The organism is Nocardia sp. No.11, assembly GCF_038752175.1.
Taxonomy (GTDB): domain Bacteria; phylum Actinomycetota; class Actinomycetes; order Mycobacteriales; family Mycobacteriaceae; genus Nocardia; species Nocardia canadensis.
In genome coordinates this window covers 1-21,222 of record NZ_JBCGFB010000052.1, presented here as the reverse complement: position 1 = coordinate 21,222, position 21,222 = coordinate 1, and the positions used below count along the sequence as shown (strand labels likewise).

Here is a 21,222-nt window from a genome sequence, read left to right as displayed (position 1 = left end):
GCGACAAGGCCTCGTGAGGTGATGGCTTCACCGCGCGGAGAATGCGGGACGTTCAATCGGTGAGCAAACCCACCCACAGGTAGTCGCGGGCTCGGCTGGCGGCTACCAGGTGCTGGCGGGCTTGGAGTTCGGCCTGGTCGCGGGCGGCGGGGGTGAGGTCGGTGAGGTTGGTGGGGGGTTGTTTGGTGAGGAGGAAGACGGCGGTGAAGTCCATGCCCTTAGCGCGGTGGATGGTACCGACTTTGATGTCGGTGGTTTGGGTACCGTCGTAGTGTTCCAGGGGGATGGCGGGGAAGCCCGCGCGGCGGAGGATGGTCAGGTAGCGGCTGATGTAGCTGCGGTACGGGACGATCACGGCGACGTCTGCGCCGGTCAGGTTCGCGGCCTGGATCGCCTTGGGCAGGGCTGACTCTGCTTGGTAGCGGGTGAGGTGCTCCTCGACGACTTCGCCGTCGGGGAGGGTGGAGTCGCTGTCGCGCAGCACGACGCCGGTGCCGCCGTCGAGGTCGTCGACGGTGTCGGAGGCTTCGATGCGTCGGGCGTAGTCGAGGATCGCGGCTCGGTTGCGATAGTTGGTGCGCAGGACACGGCCGCGGCCGCCGAGCAGCGGAATGCCCGCCTCGGAGAGTGTGCAGCCCCCGGCGTAGACCTCTTGCTGGCCGTCACCGACCAGCAGGAGCAGAGAATCCGTTCTGGCGCCGGCAATTTCGTAGACGAGCTGGAGTTGGCAGAGGGTGAAGTCCTGGACTTCGTCGACGACCACCAGGTCGAAACTCTCGCGCTCGGTGAGTGGGCGTGCACGGAGCTCTTCGACGGCGAGCGAGATGAGGTCGTTGTAGTCGTGGGCGCCGCGGGTCGCAAGGCCGCGCTGGTAGGGCTCGTACCAGTGTTTCCAGACGAACTCGCGGCGTTTTCCGTGGAGGCTGATTCCCTCCCGGCCTCGGCGCAGCACCTGCTTGTACGCTTCGACGCTCGGTAGGCCGCGGCCCTTGATGACACGGTCGATCTCGTCGTGCCAATAGCCGAAGTCGGTGCCTTCGACTTTGTCCAAAGTATCGCGAACGCCGCGCCAGGCATCGGCGAGCGCGGCATCGACAGCTTTCTCGTCGAGATTGAACGACACGTCCCGCTCGCCGAGAAACTTGACGGTCCAGGCGTGCAAACCAGTGAAGACCGCGCGATCCGCCGCCCTCGGTGCCAAGCGGGCGAATCCGCGTTCATGGAACGTGGGAAGGGTCTTGACGAAGGTGGTGAACAGCAGGCGGCCCGGATGGCGTTTGGCCCAGTGGGCCATGCGGTGCAAGGCCACCACGGACTTACCGGTGCCGGCCGGTCCGCTGATGCGAGCTGGACCGGTGAAGGTGGTCTGCACCAGTGTGAGCTGTGCTGGGTCGAGGAAGGTCATCCAATCGCTGAACGGGCGGGCGAGGGCGGCAGCGCGCTCGGCGTCATTGAGGTCGGTTTCGGTGAAAAGGCCTGCGAGATCGGTGGGCTCGTCGGTGGCCGGTAGGTCGAGGTGCAGGCGGATGAACTTGTCGACGCTCGAGGCCGCGAGTTGGGCGGAGCGGACCGGCTTGAACCGTCGTTCGCGCCGGATCAGGGTGTCGAGCAAGCCGGCTTCGTCGACGACGTGGACGCGGCCATCGGATTCGGCACGAATTCGGCCGGGGAGCACGACGACGATCTCGACCATGTGCGGGACGAATCGGAAGTCGGCGGCGGTGAGCCGCACGAGTGGTTCTTCGGCGTGCTTGCGCAGATCGCCGAGTTCGGAGGCATCGGGCGTGGTGGCGGCGAACACAACCGCAAACACGCCGGTGGGACCGATCGCGAAGGCGGCGGGGTGGCCGGGCCGACGAGTTCCCAGGCGGGTAAGCAGGTGCCAGCCCTCGGTGGCGAGAATGCCCGTGAGAACGCGACGCTCCGGCGAACTCAGGTGTGCCTGTTCGGCGAGTGCCTTTTCGGCCGCTCGCAGGCGGCGCTCACGTCGGATATTGGCCATGGTTTCCCCCTCGAACCCTGGTCAGGGCGTTCGTTGCCGAAGCTAACCCGTTGTCTCCCAACATAGTTGAAAGATCGCGACGATGGGAGTCGAATGATGTGCCCTTCGTCGAAGGCGGGTGTACCGCATCGATGGCTTGCTGATGCGACTGGCCGGGTTCAGGTGTGTCCGGTGGGTCGTGCGCAGGCATATGGTCGGGTGGGTGAGGCTTTGGACGTTGCAGGCTCCGGAAGTGGTGACGGCATTGCGTCACACCGGTGCCTATCGCGCCGACTGGGATCTGGTGGTCGGCAATTGGCGTGGTGCGTACGCCGCCATGACGGCGGAGATGGGGCGGCGGGGGATCGACTGTGTCGGGTCGCCGCCGGTGTGGTGTTGGCCCGGTCGGGGGTGGCGGCGTGGAGCTGTTCGGTCTTCGGCGAGCATGCTGCTCGGTGATCATGAGTGGGCGCACGGTCGGTGGTTGTTGAAGCTCGATGTGCCCACGGAGGTGACGGTGGCGACCTCGTACGCGGTGTGGAACGAGTACCTGGGCTATGCGGCAGGACTTCAGGATCAGCCGGAGCGGATGGATTGGTCCGGGCGGAAGACGTGGGAGTTCGACGAGATTCAGGTGTGTATTCCGGAGTTGCGGCGGGAGTGGGTAGTGCGTGCTCGGCCGTACCCGCCCGATGCGGAGACGGTTGCCCAGATCAGTGAGTAATGACAGTAATGTCGATGACATGAAGCACCTGCGTCGAGAATTGTTGGCTTCTGGAGTCGCGTCAGAAGATGAGATCATGGGATGTTCGGCCAGCGAAATAGAAGATGTATCTTCCAGTGCCGGTTCATTTCGCCTACCAGGCCAGTATCTTGCATTCTTACAGGTAATGGGCAGGAGGGCCGGAAAACTTTTCGAAGGCACCGACATCTTCTATCCCAGATCGCTGGAAGCTCGAGAAGCTGCGATCGATGTCGCCAGCGGGGACGGCGAGTCGCTGTCTCTCGAAAACCGATTCTTCTTTGGCCATCACCAAGGTTGCAAGGTATATTTATTCGAACCTGACTCCCCCGCCGTATTTACGTATCAAGAAGGTCACCCTGAGGTCAGGATGCTTGCAGAGTCATTGCTGGCGTTTCTCCAACACGCACTGGAGGTGCGGTGTCGGCAGAGAGGTAAGAGTCACTTGCCGGTGGGCCGCCCCCAATTTAGGAGACTGCCCTAAATGGCACTCGAATACATGGTGGCGGTCGCAACAGACCGAAGCGTGTCAGAAATCGCCACGTTGGTGAACTCGATCTGCCTATCGGGCGAAATTTCTGGTCAGGCAATTGCGACCAGCCTGATCAATGGTGTTTCGGTTCGACGTGGGTTGTATATTCGCGTAAGCACCGCCCGATCTCCAGCGTGGGGAGACCCTATAGAGGAGGAATTCGGATTCAAGCCGACAGTATCGATCTTTTTGAGACTGGATAAGACCGAAAGACTCGATGCTCAAGTCACCGACATTTTGTTCATCGCGACCCAACTACTTGCGGCTACCTTCGACGACATGATCGTATACTTCTTGGAATCCGGCGATGTTTGGGCGATTCGCCGTGCGGGCAGCCTAGAAATAAATTCAGCTCCCTGTATGTGGACACCTGAGCGCACCGAGATGCTACACCAACCGTACTCCCGTATGTCGTACGCTCTATGAAGCGACTGGCCGGGTGCCAGTGCCGCTTCGTCGGGAAGTTGATTACGAGCCGCGGCCCGGTCGCGCCGGTCTGGCACACGAGTTTTCGGCCGATCTGGAGGTCGCCGGCCCGCGCAGCTTTTGCATACTCCCGGAACATGTCTGGAGAGGTCTGCCCCTTGCCCATCACGCCGACGGTGTTGACTGCGTTGACCATTACTTCGGCATCGGAGGCGAGGAGGTCGCCGGACTTCTCGCGGATCATGGTGCGAACATACGGTCCTGGACTGCGAAATACGGCCTTGCATAGGTGCTTTCGTCGTTGACTGTGATCACGTCGCAGGTTCTGACCAGCGTGGGTGGCATCTCGGCGCCGAGATGGCGCCGATGAGGTACAAAGACCGCTTCGGCGTTGATTCGCCGGACGATGGTGATGAGTCCGGTGAGAGGGTCGGCCGTTCGAGCGGCGAACACGATGGTCTTGGCAAGGTCGTAGCCGTGGCGCTTCGCGAGCGATCGGATGCGGATCTCATCCCAATTCTGTGCCGCGCCGGACAGGTCGGATCGGAGGTTTGCAGCACTGATCTGTTGGCGACGACTCAGCAACCGAACCCGACAGGAGCTCATAGTGTTCTCGGCGCACGATCCCGAGTTCCACAGGGCGTTCGGACCTCGACTGTGGTCCCTGCACGTTCACGGCGCAACGTCCGCGAGGTTTCCCGCGAACTCGGCTGCCGGTGAACACGGATATTTGATGCTCGCTCGGGCGACTACCTCCAAACCGCGAACGCCGCGCCGTACATCGCGCCGACCTTCTCGACATTGTGCCTGCCCCGTTGGGCAGCCGCGTTGTCCCTGCTCTCGACTGTGAGGAATGAAAGCCGTCCGCGCGGGTGTGCGGTAGCATCGCGCTGCTGAGATCGCCACGCCCGCTGTATTTCTGGTTGCAGATCCGGCGGCCCTGGATAGCGAGGTCGGTGTCGGAGATGCTGGTTCGGTCGACGCTGGCTACTTCGATCGAGCGCAGGAATCCGGGGACGGCTTCGGGTTGCGCAAAGCTCTGTCCTTGGACCCAGGGGGCTGGACGTGGAGTGGCACCGGCCGTTCCTGCGGTGAGCATGTCGTCGGCGGGGGCAGACCAGCGAAGACGGACCCGGCCACACGTGATCGGATTTGTCACGTCGCTCGGTGCTGTCCGCTGGATCTGGGGTGGCCGTTCTCGACGGGGAAGCCGGTCCCTTGCTCTACTACCGGGCGGGTCTCGTCATCTGGGACCGCTCAACAGGTCCCGTCGAGGGTGAGTGACTGACGGCTCGTCGCCTCCGTGCTGGACCCAGATATCCTTGGCCCTACCTGCAGTTGTAGATCGAAACGATGATGAGGACCAAGTCGCCTCTCCGTACCGACTCCAATTGATCTGGCGACAGTATCTCCCTGGGATGCTTCTGCCTTCCCCAAGGCGAGGCTATGTTGCGAGGATTGCGATCCGCGGTAACTGATGCCTCGCACTGGCCCTCCTGTGCGGATCTCGCGAGAATAGTGTAATCGTTTGGAAGCTGCTTCGGGGTCGAAACGTACGGCGGATCGAGGTTGTGCAGCGGATGGCCAGGAATAGTGATCAAAGCTGCGACATCTGATGGTAAGGGGGGTGCTCCTAGGAAATATGCTTTTGCGCCGGGCGGACCGTTTCCGCTCGACACATCGGTCACATCTACCCTATTGAATCCGGTTGCGACAGCATTTTCCACGATACGCCGGGCCTCGCTCGGGCTATAGCGCCACTCGTCCCATCGGTTGTAGCCGTAGATGCCCAGCCCGGTCACTACCGCTAGCATAACAATTCGAACTGCCCAGCGGCGCCGAGTATGACGCTTCAACCACTGGATTATCAATAGTATGCTCCCGATCCCCGCAAAATGTTGTCTGCCGCCTTGAACACTTCAAGTGTGCTCTGACCGTGCTCGGTTTCACCGTCGCTAAATGTTCCGCGGCCCGTGGCGACATCTATGGTGCGTTCCTCCATGCCGCCGGCATTGTATCCCGAACCGAGAAATTGGTTCAGTGGTGTACTGGCGCGTACCTCGTCGGTTGTATTCTCCATCGCTGCGTCCTGCAACATCCGGAGATTGTAGGCGGCGGCCTTGATTCCCAGCTCGTCGCTTGTTGTCAAGTCTGCCCATTCCTGCCCTTCGAATTGTGTCGGGTATTTGTCCTTTACTTCGTTGAATGGGCCTGGTTTTTGATTGGTCAGGCCGATGGAGTTTCCGGCGTCGTTCTTGTCGATGCCGATTGGTGTTGCCCACCTTCGTGCTTTGTCCCAGGCGTATCCGGCGAGAATTCCTTTGTCCGAGTCCGGGTGGTAGTTCTCAGGCTTGCCATGAGTCGCGGCGTGGAAGTCGTTCCCATTGGCGTAGCCGGATCGCAGCGGCGCCCCCTCTTGCAGAGCCATGGCCAGGACCATGCGCGGATCGACGCCCGCTTCGTGCCCGTACTGGACCGACCAGATGGCCCAGGCTTTCATCTGCGGCCCCCAGGCATCCAGTGCGCTGGGGTCGCCGAGAGTCAGCGTCGGTGCCGGGGTAGTCCACGTGGACAGGTTCGTGAGGTCATCGACGATGGCCGCGTTGTCGTGCTCGTTGCCGGACTCGACGATCATTGCCAGCGCTTGGATCGCCTGGAGGTCACGCAGACCAGTGAGAGCGTCACAACCAGGTAGTCCGCGGTTGGATCCGACTACCGACAATTGGTTGTAGAGGTCAGTACTGCTCAACGCGGTGGACAGTGCGCTGCGAGCGATTCCGATATCAGGCTCGATCAGGTCGGCATCGACCGTGATCGTCATCGAGGTGGTACCGATCGCTGTGGCCACATGGGCGTCGGGATGAGCCGGGAATGCTGTGGTTGTAGCAACTGTAGCGAGCTTCTGGCGGGCGGCGACGAGATTGATGTGGTGGGTGCGTGTTGCATCGGCCAGCGCCGCAGCGACGGTGGAAATCTGTTGTGCAGCGGCGCGCAAGGCGACCAAGCCCATTTGCAGATCAGGGACTTCCTCGGCCTGGACTACGGCAAACGAATCGTGTACCGCCTGCAGGGTTGCCGCCGCGCTGTTCAGTTCCTGGCTGTTCGAGAAGGTCTCCCACCCAGAGGCTGCGGTGTCGAGAGCATCAGCGCGCGCGTTGGGTACCCCGGTCCACCCAGAGGAACTGACTCCGGTGGAATTGATCACTACGCCAGGGCCGTTGTCGCCTGTTGCGCAGGGAATGTCAGGGAACCCCGCACCTGCGATGGATGACAGCGGTGCCCGGGCTGGACGGCCCGGCGCAACGCCCTTGTTCGGGTTCGAATCCGCTTTGTACTCCGCCGTGTCCCAGTTGTAGCCTGCGGCATTGATGATGTCGCTGTAATGACGCATCGCGTCGGCGTAGGTCTGAAGGAAAGTCCGAATCTCGCTGGCGTGCAGCAGATACGCGGTCGCCCACGGCACAGCGGTCAGATAGGTGCCCACCATGCCGGTCGTAGTGGTCAGAGCCGGAGCGAGATCGCGGGTGACCGCAGTGCCGATTTCGGTCGACAGCGTACTGAGTTTCTGCGCGGCGGCGTAGTAGACGTCGGATCTGATCGCGAGCCCGGGCGCCATCAGCCTTGCCCGAGCGATCGCCGCGCTGCCGAGGACAGTGCTGTGTCAGCAACCACGGAACATCCTCGAGTTGGACGACTGAGCGGTCCCGTAGTGCCCGTGTGCAGCTTTGGCCGCGTCACTCATCGTTCGGATGCCGTCTGCGAAATCGCGTGCTCCGGCTGCCCACCGTTGATGCGCGGTCTGGTAGGCCGCCGCAGCGACGGATTCCCAGCCGGTTCCGAGCAGCCCGGCGACCTTGTCGTCGATGTCGTCGAGGTGATCGCCGACGAAGCCGGACAACCCGGCGAGCTTGGTGACGAGGTTGTCCAGCCGGTCGAGATCTACTGTGAACTCCGCCATTACAGCCCCGGTAGATCGAGTGTGACCGCAGCGACGGCGTCCGCATTGCTTTCGTCGCGGCGTGCATAGGTGTCGGCGGTGACGCCGAGCTTCTCGGCCATGCCGGTCAATGCGGTCATGATCTCGATGCCGCCGGTGCGGCACTCAGCCCAGCCGGCCGCGAAGGTGACAGACGCGCCACCTGTCCAGCTGCCCTCCGTCACGTCGTCAACCTCGCGCGCGGCTGACTCCAGTGCCTGTCGCAGCGTTTCGGCAAGGCCATAGACGAAGTTGCCGACCTCACGAACTTGGTCCGGCACCACTGACAGCGCGCGGCCATCTCCCCCAGAGCTGGTCATAGTGTCTGACTCTAGCCGCTGTTCCCGGTCCTCGTGGAGCCGGTTGAGCGTGGTTCGTGGCAGGTACAGGTCGAATCCGCGGCGAAGTCGGCGGCTCGGTAGTAGGAGCTGGTGTCGGTGAGTCTCCGGTCGAGGTAGTGAATGCCGTGCGCGTGGAAGCGCGCTCGTGCTCGGTCCATGAAGCCACTTACTTCTAGACGTATCCGGATTTCGCCCCGCGCCTTGTGGCGGCTTCGGCCGTCGTGGCTTGGGCGGAGGTGCGGCCGTGAGCGCGCCAGCCACCGCCATCAGGGATGCGCCCGACCTTATTCACATCGACGAACCGGCGACGGTTCAGGCCGAGCGGCTGTAACTGCCTTGTCACTGTCGTTACCGCGATATCAACGCTGTCGCAACGTAGCTTGTGGGATCGGTGGTGGTGAAGGAGGTGACAAGGAACGGGCTGGACGGCTGGTGAGGGAGCGGTGTGAGTCCACAGTTCGGAACGCGTGGCCGACAGACCAGTTCTGTTCAGGCTTCGCTCGACAGCGCCGCGGCGACTTCGCCGAGGCCGCAGGCGCGGGCCTGGACGACCAGGAGTTTGCGCATGCGGTCCGGGAGTTCGCTGGTGATGGCGACGAGGGTTGCCCAGGCGGTGTGGTCGCCGCCGCCGAGGAGGTCGACGAGGGTGCCGAGTTCGGCCATGCCGTCGAGGAGGGTGAGGACGCGGGTTCGGGGTTCGCCTTCGACGATCAGTGCCAAGGGCAGCATGGTGGGGGCTTCGGGGCTGGCCAGGATGATCAGGTCGCGGAGGGAGGTGTCGTCTTCGGCGAGAACGCGGTTCGCGATACAGCGCTGTTGGGTGGGGTCGAGGTGGGGGACCAGGGGGAGCAGGTCCAGCCAGAGGCCCTGGGCGAGGGAGATGTCGGAGACTCGGGTCAGGGTGGCGGGGTCGTGCATGACCGGGCGCTGGGCCAGGCGTTGCAGGCCGGTGATGGCCATGCCTGCGGCGACGGGGAGCAGGGCGTCCCAGGCGTCGAGGTCGGTGACGGCGGTCAGGAGGCCGTCGAGGATTTCGTCGTCTTGTTCGGCGACGATGTCGGCCATGCGGGCGCGTTCCTCGGGGCCGATGATGTCGAGGAGGGAGATGGCGTCGGCCCATTTCTCCTCGGCGTACATGGTGGTGACCATGCCGGGGACGCGGTCGGTGACCATGTTCAGCAGGCGTTCGGCCTGGGAGCTGTCTTCCAGGTGGAGGCCGACCTGGAGGATGTCGCTGTCGGTGGCTTGGGGGAGGGCGGCCCAGAGGATGGAGTCGGGCATGGCGCCGGCGAGGCGGCCCATGGTGAGGTAGTCGCCGCGGGCGATCAGTTCCTTGGCCACCTCGGCGGCCATGGTGTCGGGGACGCGGGCGATGACTTCGGCGGCGCGTTTCGGGTCGAGCAGGACGGTGGCGTCGGCGAGGAACTTGGGGGACAGGGATTCGGCGATCCCCACCGCGCGGGCCGGTTCGACCGCGCCGGCGACCGCGGCGGCCAGGGCTGGGCCGAGTGCCTTTTCGGCGACCAGTGCGGCGATCGGTTTGGGGACCAGTTTCACCGCGGCGGCGACGCGTTGCATGCGCAGGACGTCGCGGCCGGACATCTCGTCGCTGACCTGGTCGCGGAAAGCCTTGATCGCCGAAGGGGATTGGGTTGTCAGGAAATCCAGTTCGGCCCGGTCGACGTCGAGGACGCGGGCCAGTTTCGCGATCTCGGCCATGGTGTGCCGGATGCTGCTCATAGTCCTAGGACCTTTCGGACGGCCGGGCGGGCCAGACGGGGGATCAGGTGCATTCCCGCGCCGAGGGCGTCGTCCATGGCGGCCTTGCGGGCGGCCAGTGCCGATTCGGTGAGACCGTGGAGGCGGGTGAGGTCGTCGACGTCGAGGGTCGCGAACTCCGCCGGGGGAGGGGCTCCGAGGGTCGCGGTCAGCTTGTCGAGGCGGTCCGGCACCGTCGGGCTCCTTCGATGGTGTTGTGGCAGTGGCGATTACACGATAGCTGTGGGTGATCGCCGCCGCTTCTTCGGCGGCGAGGATCACTGTCGGATATGGGAGGGTGCGTCGGCGTCGGGGCTGGACTGTTATCGGAAGCCGATGATGTCGAGGGTGGCGTCGCCGATCGCCTCGTTGTTCTGGCACACGACCAGGACGGCTGACGAGGCGCGCATCAGCGTGGGCTGGGCGAGGCCGGGGCGGCAGGGGTTGGTGATGGGAATCGTGCTGGTGGGAAGCAGGGTTCGGCGGTCCCGGATCGACAGTTCGTGGGTGGAGCCACCGAAGTTCAGATCGACGAATTCGTCGGCGAGAAAGTAGAAGTAGTCGCCGTCGATGCCTTCGTATCCCGGTGTCATGCCGGGTATCCGTCGGAGGTCGATGCTGTCGGTTGTCGTCATCCCGGCGTATTTGCTGTGCTGTGGGCCTTCGGGCTCCGGCATCGCGACCAGCACCTCCGGACCGTTGGGGTCGGCGGCGAAGGGGCTGCCTGCGGTACGGATCGGGGCAGTCGATATTCGGTCGGCGCGGTCGACGAGTAGGTAGTAATTGCCCTGGTCCTCGTGCTGGTACCAGCTGATTCGCAACGTGTTCTCGAGCAGTGAGGCCGAGGGACTGTTGCGGGTGGAGATATCGCGGGATCCGACCAGCGTGCCTGTGGTGGTGTCGATCGCGAAGAGACGACGGGTCGATTCACCGCAGCGGTACAGCCGGTACACGGCTCGGTCCGACGCCAGCGTCTTCCCCTGGTCCGGGGTGCAGCCGGCGGTGGGGAGAGCGACCGTCCAGCGCCGGGCGGCGGTGCGGGCGTCGTATCCCGTGACTGCGTCGTCGGTTTCGACCAGGAGGTCGGTGGCGGTGGTTGCACTGATCACCCTGCGGGCAACGTCGGGATAGTCGGCCGTGTAGTCGTTGTGGTCTGCGGAGGTCCAGAGGAGCCGGCCGGTCACGGCGTCGAAAGCGATACGTGTCGTGGTGTCTTCGGCGAACCAGCGGGTGATCAGGACCGAGCGGTCGGCCGTCGTGAACGCGGCGCCCGAATCGGGCCACATGACGCGATGGCCGGACTGCGGTCGGCGCAGATAGTGCCAGCGTGGTCCGCCGGTCGCGCCGTCGTAGGCGCGCACGCCGTCGATGCTCACGACGACGAATCCCGTTCCCGCCGCGAGTACTTGGCGGCCAGTGGACTCCCGTCGTTCGTTGGTCGGGGGCAGTTGGAGGCGATACGCCTCGGCCGTGATCCGGCCGGGAACCGGGGCGATCGGAGCCTCGGCGACCGTCAGGTGGTCGATGTTGGCGCTGTCGTCGCCCGCGCGTACGGCGGTGACTGCGACGGCGGTCGATACCGCCAACCCGGCGGTGACGGCGATCGAGAGAATGCGGCGGCTGACGGTTCTGGCCAGACCCATGTGAATCGTGAGCAGCAGGGCGAGAATCGCGCCTACGCCCACGAGCGCGATCGCGCCGACTGCCGTGGGGAGTTGGTCGAAGTAGGGATAGTCCGCGCGGATCTCCGAGAAGCTGCTGGGCAGATGCCGACTCCAGGACATGCCGACGAGGATCAAGAGCACCAGCACGACCGCACCGCTGGCGCGAAGTTCCCAGGCGTGCTGGCTGTTCCACAGATCGATCCTGCGTCGCCGTCCGGTGAACCACGCGGCGACGACGATCGCGAGCACGACGGTGCCGAGCACGCCGGCGACGGCGGCGAACTGCGCGGACTGGGCCAGCGTCGTGCTCACGGGGCGTGTGGTGGCGCCGAACCAGCTGTAGAGGGCGAGGAGGACACCGCCGATCAGCAGGCCGGTGCCGGTCGCGGCGGCTGTCGCGCGGGTGCGGGGCAGGCGGCCGAGTGGACGCTCCAGGGTGGGGAGCGTCGCGGTTGGGCGGTCGTCCGGCGTGGTGCTGTGTAGATCCCCCATGGAACTGAACTCCCCTTGTCAGTGACCGATGTGTCTCCGGCAGGGAAGTAGCGTAGTCGCGGGCTACCAAGCCCGCGCGTCTCGACGGCCGACGGCGGTAACCACTTCCGTTTACTCTGGAGGGGGACGAGGGGAGCTGAGATGTCCGAGCAGCATGATCCGCGGGCGAGGTGGCGGGAACTTCCGCCGGAGCCTTCGGAGCTCATCGAAGAGACGACGATCGAGACGCGGGGTGTGGATCAGGGGGTTCCCTCGGTGGATCTCACCGAGGAGTTCGTGCGCAAGTACGGGTTGTGAGGGTCAGCCGCCGGCGACGGCGGGGATGATCATCAGTTCGGTGGTGGTGGTCAGTGGGGTGTCCACGCCGTGCAAGGTGCGGCATTCGTCGCCGTCGATGTAGAAGTTGACGTAGCGGCGCAGGGTGCCGCGTTCGTCGCGGAGGCGGCGTTCCAGGGCGGGGGACCGGTCGCGGAGGGTGTCGAGGACGTGGCCGAGGGTGGGGCCGTCGATGTCGAGTTCGCGCGCGCCGTTCGCGTAGGGGCGCAGGGCGGAGGGGAGCAGGACGCGGGCCATGGGTCAGCCGATGACGGCGGCGCGGACGCAGAGGACGTCGGGGAGTTTGTCGGCGACGAGGTGCCAGTGGTCGCCTTCGTCGGGGCTGCAGTAGACCTCGCCGTTGCGGGTGCCGAAGTAGATGCCGGTGGGGTCGGCGTCGTCGGTGGTCATGGCGTCGCGCAGGACGGAGGCCCAGAAGGGCACCGTCGGTAGGCCGTTCGTTGTCGCGGTCCAGGTGCGGCCCGCGTCGTCGCTGCGGTAGACCGCGCAGGTGGCGTCGGGTGGGAAGCGGAAGCGGTCCATGTCGGCGACGAGGGGGAAGGTGTAGATGACGCCGGGGCGGCGGGGGTGGGCGACGATGGGGAAGCCGAAGTTCGACGGGGGGAGGTCGGCGTCGATGGACTGCCAGGTGGTGCCGTCGTCGGTGCTGCGGAAGACGCCGCCGTGGTTCTGGAGGTAGAGGGTGCTGGGGGTTTCGGCGTCGCGGGCGACCTTGTGCACGCACTGGCCCCATTCGGGCAGCTCGCCGGGCATGAAGTCGGCGGTGACGCCCTTGTTGGTCGGTGTCCAGGAGGCGCCGCCGTCGGCGGTCTGGTAGACGCCGCCGGTCGACATGGCCACGGCCAGGCGCTGGGTGTCGGTGGGGTGGGGAAGGACGGTGTGCAGTGCGAGACCGCCGCCGCCCGGCGCCCACTGCGGCCGGTGGGGATGGTCCCACAGGCCTCTGACCAGCGTGAAAGTCCTTCCGCCGTCGGTGGAACGGAACAGCGCCGACGGTTCGACGCCCGCGTAGACCACCTCGGGTTCGGCGGCGGTGGCGGGTGCGATCTGCCAGACACCCTCGAGTGCGGCGTCGGTGTCGGCGGGGAAGGCCAGTGGGGCGTCGTCGGGTTCGGTCCAGGTCGCGCCGAGGTCGTCGCTGGAGACCAGCGTCGGGCCGAAGTGGCTGTTGAGGACACCCGCGAGCAGACGTGGTGGCGTGCGGCGGGTGTCGATGGCCAGGGCTTTCACATCGGCGACCGGGAATTGGGGCGGGCTCACCGTCCAGCTCGCCCGGTCGTCCGAGCTGCGGGCCAGGAACAATCCCTTGCGCGTGCCGATTCCGAGAAGTACGTCCATCGCCGACCTCCAGGTCGTCTCACCGACGCGGATGAAAATGAGCGTACTCCGCGGGGACGTAAGGGCCGCATGATCGCGATCGGTGAGGGATACTGGTCCGATCGTGCGCAACCCGTCGCACGAGCGTGACTTTTTCGCGACCATTTCGTAATCTGGCAGTGACCTTGTTCTCGACAGTAGCTGGTGATTGATAAAGTGCCTGGTCAACATCGCACCCCCGCTCCTCCGACGGGGCGCATGTCGTTGGCTGTGTGCAGCCTCGCAGCAACGGTTCCCGGCATGCTCTGGATGGCGTTCCGGCCGGGTGGAACCGAAGTACAGCAGGTCGCGGCCGTCGTGCCGCACACGCCGTCCGCGGTCGAGGTCGACGTCCTGCCCGCGCTGACCCACGACGAACCGACCATCGCGCCGGCGCCGGTCGCGGCGGACGACGAGTCGGCGACGCTGTCGGCCTCGAAGCTGAAGTACCTGTGCTCGACGGAGTGGAAGGGCACCCAGCCCCACGTCGCGCAGGTCAGCCACATGGTGCAGAAGATGTTCGGGCTCGACGACATCGGCGGCGCCAACGGGCGATTCGACGGTGACCACGGCGCGGGTCTCGCGCTCGACATCATGACCTCCAACCCCGCGCAGGGTGACGCGATCGCCGCGTTCGTGCTGGCCAACAAGGCGCGCTTCGGCGTCACCTATGTGATCTGGCAGCAGCGCTACAACGACGGCGGCGGCTGGTCCTACATGGAGGACCGGGGCAGCCCGACCCAGAACCACTACGACCACGTGCACGTGTCGTTCTCCTCGTACGGCGCGGCCAACCTCACCTGCTGATCACGGCGAATCATCCGGCCGCAGGGGCGTAGTGGCGCATCGGCCAGGGCTGAAACCCGGTGCGGCGAGCGGGCCGTGTCGGTATTTCGTCGGATCGACTCACCTTTCATTTAGGCATATCCCCACGCGGAACGGGTCCACGCTCCTACGGTGAGAGTGGCTCAGTTCTGGTGAGAGGAATGTGGACATGGGACGGTTGGCCGGCAAAGTCGCGGTGATCAGCGGCGGAGCGCGGGGGATGGGCGCGGCGCACGCGCGCCGGTTCGTCGCCGAGGGCGCGTCGGTGGTGCTCGGTGACGTGCTCGACGACGAAGGCGCCGTCGTCGCCAAGGAGCTCGGCGATGCCGCGATCTACCGGCACCTGGATGTGCGCGAACCCGAGCAGTGGGCCGCGGTCGTCGCGGCGGCGGTCGAGACCTTCGGCGGACTGCACGTGCTGGTGAACAACGCGGGGATCGTCAACGGGAATCTGCTGGTCGACTTCGCGCTGGAGGAGTGGCAGCGGATCATCGACATCAACCTGACCGGGACGTTCCTCGGGATGCAGGCCGCGGTGCCCGCGATGACGAGCGGCGGGTCGATCGTGAACATCTCCTCGGTCGAGGGGATGCGCGGCAGCCCGGGTCTGCACGGGTACACGGCGACGAAGTTCGCGGTGCGCGGACTCACCAAGTCGGCGGCTCTGGAGCTGGCGGCGCAGGGAATCCGGGTGAACTCGGTGCATCCCGGGCTGATCAGCACGCCGATGACCGAGGGGATTCCGGCGGACTTCCTGCAGATTCCGGTGAAGCGGGCGGCCGAGCCGGACGAGGTGTCGGCGTTGGTCGCGTATCTCGCGTCGGACGAGTCGTCGTATTCGACCGGTGCGGAATTCGTGGTCGACGGTGGGCTCACGGTCGGGGTGCCGCACAAGAGTTTCTGAACGAGGACGAGGTCCGTACCGGGTGATTCGGACTCAGCCCCACGGGCCGATCCGTGGGGCACGAACCGACCATGACGGGTAGTCGGGGTCGGCGACGGGGTGTGTCGCCCGCCCCCACACCAGGTCACTGATCGGTGATGTAGGCCAGCCACGCGTAGTCGCGTGCTCGGGTGACGGCCACGAGCTTCTGCCGTGCGGCGAGTTCCGCCCGATCACGGGTGGCGCCCCGGACGGTCGCGAAGGTCGCCGGTTCGGTGGTGATGTGGAAGACGGCGGCGAAGTCCATGCCCTTGGCGCGGTGCACGGTGCCGATCTTGATCTCGGCGAGCTGAGTGCCGTTGTAGTCGTCGAGCGCCATCGTCGGCAGGCCGGCCGCGTGGAGAAGGTCGCGACAGTGCTTGGCATCCCGGTGCGTGTCCACGATCACGGCGATCTCGCCCGTGGGGACACCACAGTCTCGGACGGCGTGCAGGAAGGCGGCATCGAGTTCGTCGCGGCGTAGACGGACTTTCACGGCCGCGCCGTCGGGCAGCGTCCCGTCGCTGTCGCGCAGGACGAATCCGCGCCCGCCGTCCAGGTCGTCGACCGTATTGCCCGCCTCGAGCTTCTTGGCCAGATCCAGCACGGCGGCACGATTCCGGTAGTTCGTGCGCAGCACCCGGCCGCGGCCACCTGCCAGCGGGATCCCGGCATCGGAGAGCCGCCAACCACCTGGATAGACCTGCTGCTGTCCGTCGCCGACCAGGAGGAGCTGGTCGGTGTCTGTGCCTCCGGCGATGCGGTGGACCAACCGGAGCTCCATCAGCGTGCAGTCCTGCACCTCGTCGACGACCACCATCGAGTAGCGCTCGTCGTCGTCGAACGGGCTCTGCCGGAGTTCATCGGTGGCCAGCGCGATGACGTCGTTGAAGTCGTGGGTCTGTTTGTCCGCCAGTCTTTGCTGATAGGGCAGAAACAGGTTGTCCCAGACGTATTCCCGTTGGCGGCCGGTGAGGCGCAACCCGTCGCGACCGGATCGTTCGATGGCGCGGTATTCGTCGAGCGTGGTCAGGCCGCGACCCTTGATGACTCGTTTGATCTCCTCTTCCCAGTAGGTGAAATCGGTCCCCGCGTAGCCGTCGAGCCGGTGACGGACACCCATCCACGTTCGGGCCATGGCGTCGTCGGCCGCGTCGACGTCGAGGTGGAAGGTGACCTTGCGGGATTTGAGGAATCCGGTCGCCCACGCGTGCAGGCCGATGAACTCGGTGCGGTCGACCACGGTCGGTGCGATCCGCGCGAACCCGGACCGGTGATAAGTGGGCAGCGTGCGGACGAAGCTCGTGAACAGCAGCCGACCTGGGTTCCGCTTGGCGAAATGGGCCATGCGGTGCAGCGCCACCACGGATTTACCCGTGCCCGCCGGGCCGCTGAACCGCGCGGGCCCGGTGAAATTGGCGTGGACGAGGGCGAGCTGTTCGGGGTCGAGGACGGTGATCCACTCGCGATCCGGCCGGGTCAGAGAGGCGGACCGGGTGTCGTTGTCCAGATCCGCGCTGTCGAACAAGCCATCCGTGGCGACGGTTTCCGGTGTCGGTGCGTCGTCGGTGCTGATCGAGGTGAAGCTCGCGCCCACCCGGGTGGCGACTGTGGCCGCGATGGTCGCGGCCCGACTCGGCGACAGCAATCGTTCACGCGTCAGCAGGGTGTCACGGATCGTGGCTTCATCGGCGGTGAGGAAAGGATCGTGTGCCTCCGTGGGCACCCGCCGTCGCATGAGCAGCACCAGTTCGAGGGTGTGGGGGACGAACTGCGCACGGTCGAACAGCAAGTTCGCGAACATCTCCTCGGCGGTGCGGCGGATTCCGCGAACGACCTGGTCGGCCGGCACCGTATCGGTGAAGACCAGCGCGAACACTCCGGACCGGCCGATCGCGAATGCCGCCGCCCGGTCCGGCGTGGGCGGTGTCGTGTCGAGCAAGAGATGCCATCGCGGTTCGATCAGGATGGCGGAGAGGAAGCGACGTTGCGATGCGGTGAGCTGCGGATGCGCGGCGAGCTGCTGCTCCGCCCAGTGGGCGCGGCGATGCCTGCTGATGTCGGACATGATCCCCCCGATGCGGTCCGTGGCATTAGGGCGTAATGCCTTGTCTGACAAGATACTTCATGTCAGACAAGGAATCCGGTCATCGAGGGAGCGGCGTTCGGCCGGCCTGCCGGTCAGCTCAGGCGGCGGATGTCGCCGCGGACGCGGTAGAAGCCGCCGCGGGCGGATTCGGTGACGGCGTCGACGACGTAGCGGGTGCCCGCCTGGCGGATGTCGCGGGGGAACTGGACGTTCCAGCCGCGTTCGTAGCCGGGGCTGACGACGTGGACGCGCAGGGAGCCGCCGTGTTCGACGCATTCGACGACGATGCCGGTGCCGGCGTCGGTGGTGACCTCGAGGGTGCTGGAGGCGGGGACGGCGGAGATCTCGGGGGCCTTGACCGAGACGGTGCTGGGGAGCACCCCCTGGTCGGCGTCGCGGACGGCGGACTCGCTCACGTCGAGGCAGGCCAGCGCCCCGGACGTGGTGACCAGGTACAGCTTGTCGTCGTGGTACTGCATGGAGTAGGCCGAGCCGCAGCCGGTCGCCAGCTTCCACCGGCGGGTGCCGGTGGCGTCGAAGCAGTAGACCGAGGAGTGCGAGTCGCCGGCGAAGACGTAGCGGCCGTCGGGGGAGGCGGCGCAGGAGAAGACGGCGGCGTCGCACTGGTAGGCGCGGGTGGTGACGCCCTGCTTGGTGATCTCCTCGACGCGGTTGGCCGAGGTGCCCGCGTAGACGTCGGAGGTCTCCTGCCAGCCGAACAGGACCGAGCCCCGGGTAGGCGAATGCCATTGGGTGGCACCGGTTTCCAAGGTGTACTTGGTGACGCCCGCGCTGTGGCCGTGGTAGACGCCGGTGGGGTCGAGGCGGACCATCCAGCCGGAGTTGCCGGTACTGCGCGCCGACCAGAGGGATTCCTCTTCGTGGTCGATCACGGTCAGGCCGCCCGCGGCGTCGGAGGCGGCGAGGATGCCGTCGTGGATGTCGAGCCAGTAGACGTCGGTGGCCGAGACGTCGTAGGCGGCGCGCGGGACCTTGCCCGACAGGTCGTAGACGCGGCCGTCGTCGCAGCCCGCGTAGATCCAGAAGTCATCGGCCACCAGGCATTTCACGCCGTCGGGGAGCTGGTAGCGGTTGGTCACGACGCCGTCGGGGGTGAGGGTGTAGACCTCGCCGTTCTCGTTGCCGACCCAGCAGCGCTGCTCGTCGACGAAGATGCCGAACGCGGCGGCGCCGGAGTCGAAGCGCCACAGGACCGGAGCGCTCTTGGCGGTGGAACGCTGGCTGGTGATCACGCGGCGGGTCACCGAGCGACGCTCGCGCGCGCCCATGACGGCGGGCGCGTAGCCCTTGCGAACCTTCTCGCCGATCTTCTTCTGCGCGGCCGACTTCGCCTTCTCCGCGGTGGCGAACGAGCTCGCCTTGGACTGACCCTGTTCGCCGATCCGGCCGAAGCGAATGTTCACCTGGGTGCCGGTGACGATCACCTCGTAGAACTTGTGCGAGGAACCGGTGTCGTCGGACAGTTCCAGGTAGGTGGTTTCGGCGGTCGTCATGGATCCTCGCTGAGCTCGTGCGGTGGGTCGAACGAGCGAAAACTAGCAAGGCACACCGACATCGGCGGGGCGAGTGGAGTCCGCGCAGGTCACATGCCCGCGACGTCGAGTAGCGGTGGGGGATAGGCGGAGTGGGGGATCTCGGCGCGCCAGGGGCGGTGGATGGTGGGGCCGTCGAGGTGGGCCAGTTCGGGGAGCCAAGTGCGGACGTAGGTGCCGTCGGGGTCGTAGCGGTCGGCTTGGCGCAGGGGGTTGAGGACGCGGTTGGGGCGGGTGTCGGTGCCGGTGCCCGCGGCCCACTGCCAGTTGAGCTGGTTGTTGGCGAGGTCGGCGTCGACGAGCCAGTGCAGGAAGTGGGCCGCGCCGATGCGCCAGTCCAGGCGCAGGGATTTGGCGAAGAAGGAGGCGGTGATCAGGCGGGCGCGGCCGGGGAGCCAGCCGTCGGTGACGAGCTGGCGCATGGCGGCGTCGATGATCGGGTAGCCGGTGCGGCCGTCCTTCCAGGCGGCGACGGCGTCGGGGTCGGTGCGCACGGCGAACGGGCCGGGACGGTAGCTGGTCCAGGCGGTGTCGGGGCGCGCCGCCAGGAGCTGGTGGTGGAAGTCGCGCCAGGCGAGCTGGCGGGCGAAGGCGTGACCGCCGGGGTCGGACAGGTCGGTGCGGTGGACGATCTCGACCGGCGACAGGCAGCCGAAATGCAGGTGCGGGGAGAGGTGGGAGGTGGCATCGGCGGCGAGGTCGTCGTTGCGGTCGGCGTAGTCCTGGATCGGGCCCGCGAGCCATTTGCGCAGCAGCACCCGGCCGCTGATCTCGCCACCACGCGGGCAGTTCGGGGACGGCTCGCCGGCCGACAGGTCGCCGGGCGCAGGCAGAGCGTCGCCGGCCACGTCGGGAACGGACAGCGCGCGCGGGGTGCCCACCGGGTGGCGCTGGTGAGCGTCGACCCAGCGCCGGAAGTAGGGGGTGAACACCGCGTAGTGGTCACGGCCGGTCGCGGGGGTGAGGACGGCGGGATCGGCCGCGGTGACGACCGCGCTGTGGGTGCGCACGGCGCAGTCCGTGCCGGCGAGGCGGTCCCGCAGGGCCTGTTCGCGGCGGGTGGCGTAGGCGCTGACGTCCTCGGCCAGATGCACCGCGCTCGCGCCGGTCTCGGCGGCGATCCGGGCCACGACATCGGTCACCTCGCCCCGCCGGACCACCAGGCGCCCGCCGATCCCGCGCAGGCGCTCGTTGAGTTCGGCCAGCGCGGTGGCGAGGAAGACGGCGCGATTGGGCGGGCAGCGGTCCGGGACGATGCCGTCGTCGACGACGAACAGCGGGACGACGGCATCGCTGTCGCGGTGCGCGGCGGTGAGGACCGGGTTGTCGGCGGTGCGCAGGTCACGGGTGAACAGCGCGATCGAGACGGTCATCGGGCGCACAGCGGGGTGATGTCGGAGCGGCCGCCCGCGGTCGGCGTGGTCAGGTAGACACAGGTGTTCTGGCCGGCGGCCACGATCGCGGCGTCGATGTCGTTCCAGGTGGCGGCGTCGACGGCGGGGGTGCGTGACAGGACGAAGCCGGACAGGCGGCTGGGATCGGTGACGACCGCCCAGGAGTAGTCCGGGCCGAGGGCCGTGACGATGTAGTTGGGGGCGCCGGTGCGCTGATCCTGGCCGGGCACGCCGGGGAAGGAGACATGCAGCTGGGCGTTGGTGACGGGATCGGTCACCGTCGCGGTGCCCCGGATCTCGTTGGTGCCGCCCGACCAGGTACGGCAGCGGTTGTAGACGCCGACGTCACCGGCGTCGTCAAGGGTGTAGGTGGCGGTGGTGTCGCCGGCGCAATCGAGGCTGAACGGGGCCGGGACCGCGGCCAGCTGGTGCCAGACGCCCAGATAGCGCTCGACATCGAGCGACGGCACCGGCGCCGGGGGCGCGGCGGACGCGGTGGCCGGTGCCAGCGCCACGGCGGCCATCGCCGCGCAGGCGAGCAGCGGGAGGCGGAGCGGAACGGAGGAATGGGCGATGCGCACGAGAACTCCTCGGATTGTTGGTACTGACAGACTATCAAGAAACGATGCATAATTGATTCACCCAGCGAGAGGAGTTGTCGATGACACGGGAGTGGCCGTTCCGTCTGCTCGGCCTGGCGACCGCCGCGTACGGCGCGAGTGTGGCCGTTCGTCCCGAGGTGCTGCTGCGGCCGTGTGGATTCGAGACCGACCGGCCGGGCAGCCGGGCGCTGGCGCGCATGGTCGGCTGCCGGGACGCGATCTCCGGCGCGGCC

General features: G+C 66.4%; 20 protein-coding genes and 1 pseudogene. 6 read left to right on the top strand and 15 right to left on the bottom strand.

The features are described from left to right. Nucleotides 1-52: 52 nt before the first annotated feature. On the bottom strand, nucleotides 53-2,002 hold the full coding sequence (locus tag V8688_RS17470; protein WP_342801246.1) for a UvrD-helicase domain-containing protein: 1,950 nt from the start codon (nucleotides 2,000-2,002) through the stop codon (nucleotides 53-55). A gap of 202 nt (nucleotides 2,003-2,204) precedes the next feature. Between V8688_RS17470 and V8688_RS17465 the strand changes: the two genes are divergently transcribed. From V8688_RS17465 to V8688_RS17455, 3 genes are read left to right on the top strand one after another with little or no spacing between them, the layout of a single operon-like run. Next, complete coding sequence (locus V8688_RS17465) at nucleotides 2,205-2,705, top strand: hypothetical protein (protein ID WP_342801245.1); 501 nt, start codon at nucleotides 2,205-2,207, stop codon at nucleotides 2,703-2,705. A gap of 19 nt (nucleotides 2,706-2,724) precedes the next feature. Next, on the top strand, nucleotides 2,725-3,207 hold the full coding sequence (locus tag V8688_RS17460; RefSeq protein WP_342801244.1) for a hypothetical protein: 483 nt from the start codon (nucleotides 2,725-2,727) through the stop codon (nucleotides 3,205-3,207). Beyond that, nucleotides 3,208-3,681, top strand: coding sequence for a SitI3 family protein (locus V8688_RS17455; RefSeq protein ID WP_342801243.1), 474 nt, complete (start codon nucleotides 3,208-3,210; stop codon nucleotides 3,679-3,681). Nucleotides 3,682-3,921: 240 nt separating this feature from the next. On the opposite strand, the gene V8688_RS17450 is transcribed toward V8688_RS17455, so the two are convergent. The 8 genes and pseudogenes from V8688_RS17450 to V8688_RS17415 all read right to left on the bottom strand — a co-directional run bounded on the left by V8688_RS17450 (nucleotide 3,922) and on the right by V8688_RS17415 (nucleotide 11,912). Next, nucleotides 3,922-4,287, bottom strand: coding sequence for a hypothetical protein (locus tag V8688_RS17450; protein WP_342801242.1), 366 nt, complete (start codon nucleotides 4,285-4,287; stop codon nucleotides 3,922-3,924). A gap of 1,261 nt (nucleotides 4,288-5,548) precedes the next feature. Then, a complete protein-coding gene (locus V8688_RS17445) occupies nucleotides 5,549-7,297 on the bottom strand; it encodes a hypothetical protein (RefSeq protein WP_342801241.1) in 1,749 nt (582 codons plus the stop codon). 45 nt (nucleotides 7,298-7,342) lie between these two features. Further along, nucleotides 7,343-7,639 (bottom strand): WXG100 family type VII secretion target, encoded by a 297-nt coding sequence (locus V8688_RS17440; RefSeq protein ID WP_342801240.1) that lies wholly within the window; start codon nucleotides 7,637-7,639, stop codon nucleotides 7,343-7,345. Further along, nucleotides 7,639-7,977: a WXG100 family type VII secretion target gene (locus V8688_RS17435; protein WP_342801239.1), complete on the bottom strand. Its 339-nt coding sequence runs from the start codon at nucleotides 7,975-7,977 to the stop codon at nucleotides 7,639-7,641. Before V8688_RS17435 ends, V8688_RS17440 begins: the two co-directional genes overlap by 1 nt. Before the next feature lie 202 nt (nucleotides 7,978-8,179). Then, a pseudogene (locus V8688_RS17430) lies at nucleotides 8,180-8,296 on the bottom strand (IS481 family transposase); the annotation flags it as partial. A 191-nt stretch (nucleotides 8,297-8,487) separates the two neighbouring features. Further along, nucleotides 8,488-9,738 (bottom strand): hypothetical protein, encoded by a 1,251-nt coding sequence (locus V8688_RS17425; protein WP_342801238.1) that lies wholly within the window; start codon nucleotides 9,736-9,738, stop codon nucleotides 8,488-8,490. Further along, nucleotides 9,735-9,950 (bottom strand): hypothetical protein, encoded by a 216-nt coding sequence (locus tag V8688_RS17420; protein WP_342801237.1) that lies wholly within the window; start codon nucleotides 9,948-9,950, stop codon nucleotides 9,735-9,737. Before V8688_RS17420 ends, V8688_RS17425 begins: the two co-directional genes overlap by 4 nt. Nucleotides 9,951-10,079: 129 nt before the next feature. Continuing rightward, nucleotides 10,080-11,912: a PQQ-binding-like beta-propeller repeat protein gene (locus tag V8688_RS17415; protein WP_218716439.1), complete on the bottom strand. Its 1,833-nt coding sequence runs from the start codon at nucleotides 11,910-11,912 to the stop codon at nucleotides 10,080-10,082. 141 nt (nucleotides 11,913-12,053) lie between these two features. On the opposite strand from V8688_RS17415, the gene V8688_RS17410 reads away from it, so the two are divergent. After that, nucleotides 12,054-12,209, top strand: a complete 156-nt coding sequence (locus tag V8688_RS17410; RefSeq protein ID WP_218716438.1) for a hypothetical protein — start codon at nucleotides 12,054-12,056, stop codon at nucleotides 12,207-12,209. 3 nt (nucleotides 12,210-12,212) lie between these two features. Here V8688_RS17410 and V8688_RS17405 read toward each other — a convergent pair whose 3' ends face one another. Together V8688_RS17405 and V8688_RS17400 are read right to left on the bottom strand one after the other, a co-directional pair. Continuing rightward, nucleotides 12,213-12,485: a MoaD/ThiS family protein gene (locus V8688_RS17405; RefSeq protein ID WP_218716437.1), complete on the bottom strand. Its 273-nt coding sequence runs from the start codon at nucleotides 12,483-12,485 to the stop codon at nucleotides 12,213-12,215. Between the two features lie 3 nt (nucleotides 12,486-12,488). Further along, nucleotides 12,489-13,586, bottom strand: coding sequence for a sialidase family protein (locus tag V8688_RS17400; RefSeq protein ID WP_218716436.1), 1,098 nt, complete (start codon nucleotides 13,584-13,586; stop codon nucleotides 12,489-12,491). Between the two features lie 279 nt (nucleotides 13,587-13,865). Between V8688_RS17400 and V8688_RS17395 the strand changes: the two genes are divergently transcribed. Further along, a complete protein-coding gene (locus tag V8688_RS17395) occupies nucleotides 13,866-14,411 on the top strand; it encodes a hypothetical protein (RefSeq protein ID WP_218716435.1) in 546 nt (181 codons plus the stop codon). Between the two features lie 187 nt (nucleotides 14,412-14,598). Beyond that, the gene (locus tag V8688_RS17390; RefSeq protein ID WP_218716434.1) at nucleotides 14,599-15,333 is read left to right on the top strand and encodes a glucose 1-dehydrogenase; all 735 of its coding nucleotides are present in this window, start codon (nucleotides 14,599-14,601) and stop codon (nucleotides 15,331-15,333) included. Nucleotides 15,334-15,457: 124 nt separating this feature from the next. Here the strand turns inward: V8688_RS17390 and V8688_RS17385 are convergent, their stop codons facing one another. From V8688_RS17385 to V8688_RS17370, 4 genes are all read right to left on the bottom strand, one after another. Further along, entirely contained in the window at nucleotides 15,458-17,419 is a 1,962-nt protein-coding gene (locus V8688_RS17385; RefSeq protein ID WP_342801236.1) for a UvrD-helicase domain-containing protein, read from the bottom strand. Nucleotides 17,420-17,532: 113 nt separating this feature from the next. Then, nucleotides 17,533-18,954 (bottom strand): WGR domain-containing protein, encoded by a 1,422-nt coding sequence (locus V8688_RS17380; RefSeq protein WP_218716432.1) that lies wholly within the window; start codon nucleotides 18,952-18,954, stop codon nucleotides 17,533-17,535. Between the two features lie 89 nt (nucleotides 18,955-19,043). Further along, a complete protein-coding gene (locus V8688_RS17375; RefSeq protein ID WP_342801235.1) occupies nucleotides 19,044-20,366 on the bottom strand; it encodes a deoxyribodipyrimidine photo-lyase in 1,323 nt (440 codons plus the stop codon). Continuing rightward, the gene (locus tag V8688_RS17370) at nucleotides 20,363-20,911 is read right to left on the bottom strand and encodes a lipocalin family protein (RefSeq protein WP_218716455.1); all 549 of its coding nucleotides are present in this window, start codon (nucleotides 20,909-20,911) and stop codon (nucleotides 20,363-20,365) included. The genes V8688_RS17375 and V8688_RS17370 overlap by 4 nt, the downstream gene beginning before the upstream one ends. Between the last annotated feature and the right edge of the window lie 311 nt (nucleotides 20,912-21,222).

Coding starts and splice junctions, on each gene's coding strand:
- V8688_RS17470 (WP_342801246.1), bottom strand. CDS start 2,002: ATGGCCAATATCCGACGTGAGCGCCGCCTGCGAGCGGCCGAAAAGGCA.
- V8688_RS17460 (WP_342801244.1), top strand. CDS start 2,725: ATGAAGCACCTGCGTCGAGAATTGTTGGCTTCTGGAGTCGCGTCAGAA.
- V8688_RS17455 (WP_342801243.1), top strand. CDS start 3,208: ATGGCACTCGAATACATGGTGGCGGTCGCAACAGACCGAAGCGTGTCA.
- V8688_RS17450 (WP_342801242.1), bottom strand. CDS start 4,287: ATGAGCTCCTGTCGGGTTCGGTTGCTGAGTCGTCGCCAACAGATCAGT.
- V8688_RS17445 (WP_342801241.1), bottom strand. CDS start 7,297: ATGGCGCCCGGGCTCGCGATCAGATCCGACGTCTACTACGCCGCCGCG.
- V8688_RS17440 (WP_342801240.1), bottom strand. CDS start 7,639: ATGGCGGAGTTCACAGTAGATCTCGACCGGCTGGACAACCTCGTCACC.
- V8688_RS17435 (WP_342801239.1), bottom strand. CDS start 7,977: ATGACCAGCTCTGGGGGAGATGGCCGCGCGCTGTCAGTGGTGCCGGAC.
- V8688_RS17425 (WP_342801238.1), bottom strand. CDS start 9,738: ATGAGCAGCATCCGGCACACCATGGCCGAGATCGCGAAACTGGCCCGC.
- V8688_RS17415 (WP_218716439.1), bottom strand. CDS start 11,912: ATGGGGGATCTACACAGCACCACGCCGGACGACCGCCCAACCGCGACG.
- V8688_RS17410 (WP_218716438.1), top strand. CDS start 12,054: ATGTCCGAGCAGCATGATCCGCGGGCGAGGTGGCGGGAACTTCCGCCG.
- V8688_RS17405 (WP_218716437.1), bottom strand. CDS start 12,485: ATGGCCCGCGTCCTGCTCCCCTCCGCCCTGCGCCCCTACGCGAACGGC.
- V8688_RS17400 (WP_218716436.1), bottom strand. CDS start 13,586: ATGGACGTACTTCTCGGAATCGGCACGCGCAAGGGATTGTTCCTGGCC.
- V8688_RS17395 (WP_218716435.1), top strand. CDS start 13,866: ATGCTCTGGATGGCGTTCCGGCCGGGTGGAACCGAAGTACAGCAGGTC.
- V8688_RS17390 (WP_218716434.1), top strand. CDS start 14,599: ATGGGACGGTTGGCCGGCAAAGTCGCGGTGATCAGCGGCGGAGCGCGG.
- V8688_RS17385 (WP_342801236.1), bottom strand. CDS start 17,419: ATGTCCGACATCAGCAGGCATCGCCGCGCCCACTGGGCGGAGCAGCAG.
- V8688_RS17380 (WP_218716432.1), bottom strand. CDS start 18,954: ATGACGACCGCCGAAACCACCTACCTGGAACTGTCCGACGACACCGGT.
- V8688_RS17375 (WP_342801235.1), bottom strand. CDS start 20,366: ATGACCGTCTCGATCGCGCTGTTCACCCGTGACCTGCGCACCGCCGAC.
- V8688_RS17370 (WP_218716455.1), bottom strand. CDS start 20,911: ATGGCCGCCGTGGCGCTGGCACCGGCCACCGCGTCCGCCGCGCCCCCG.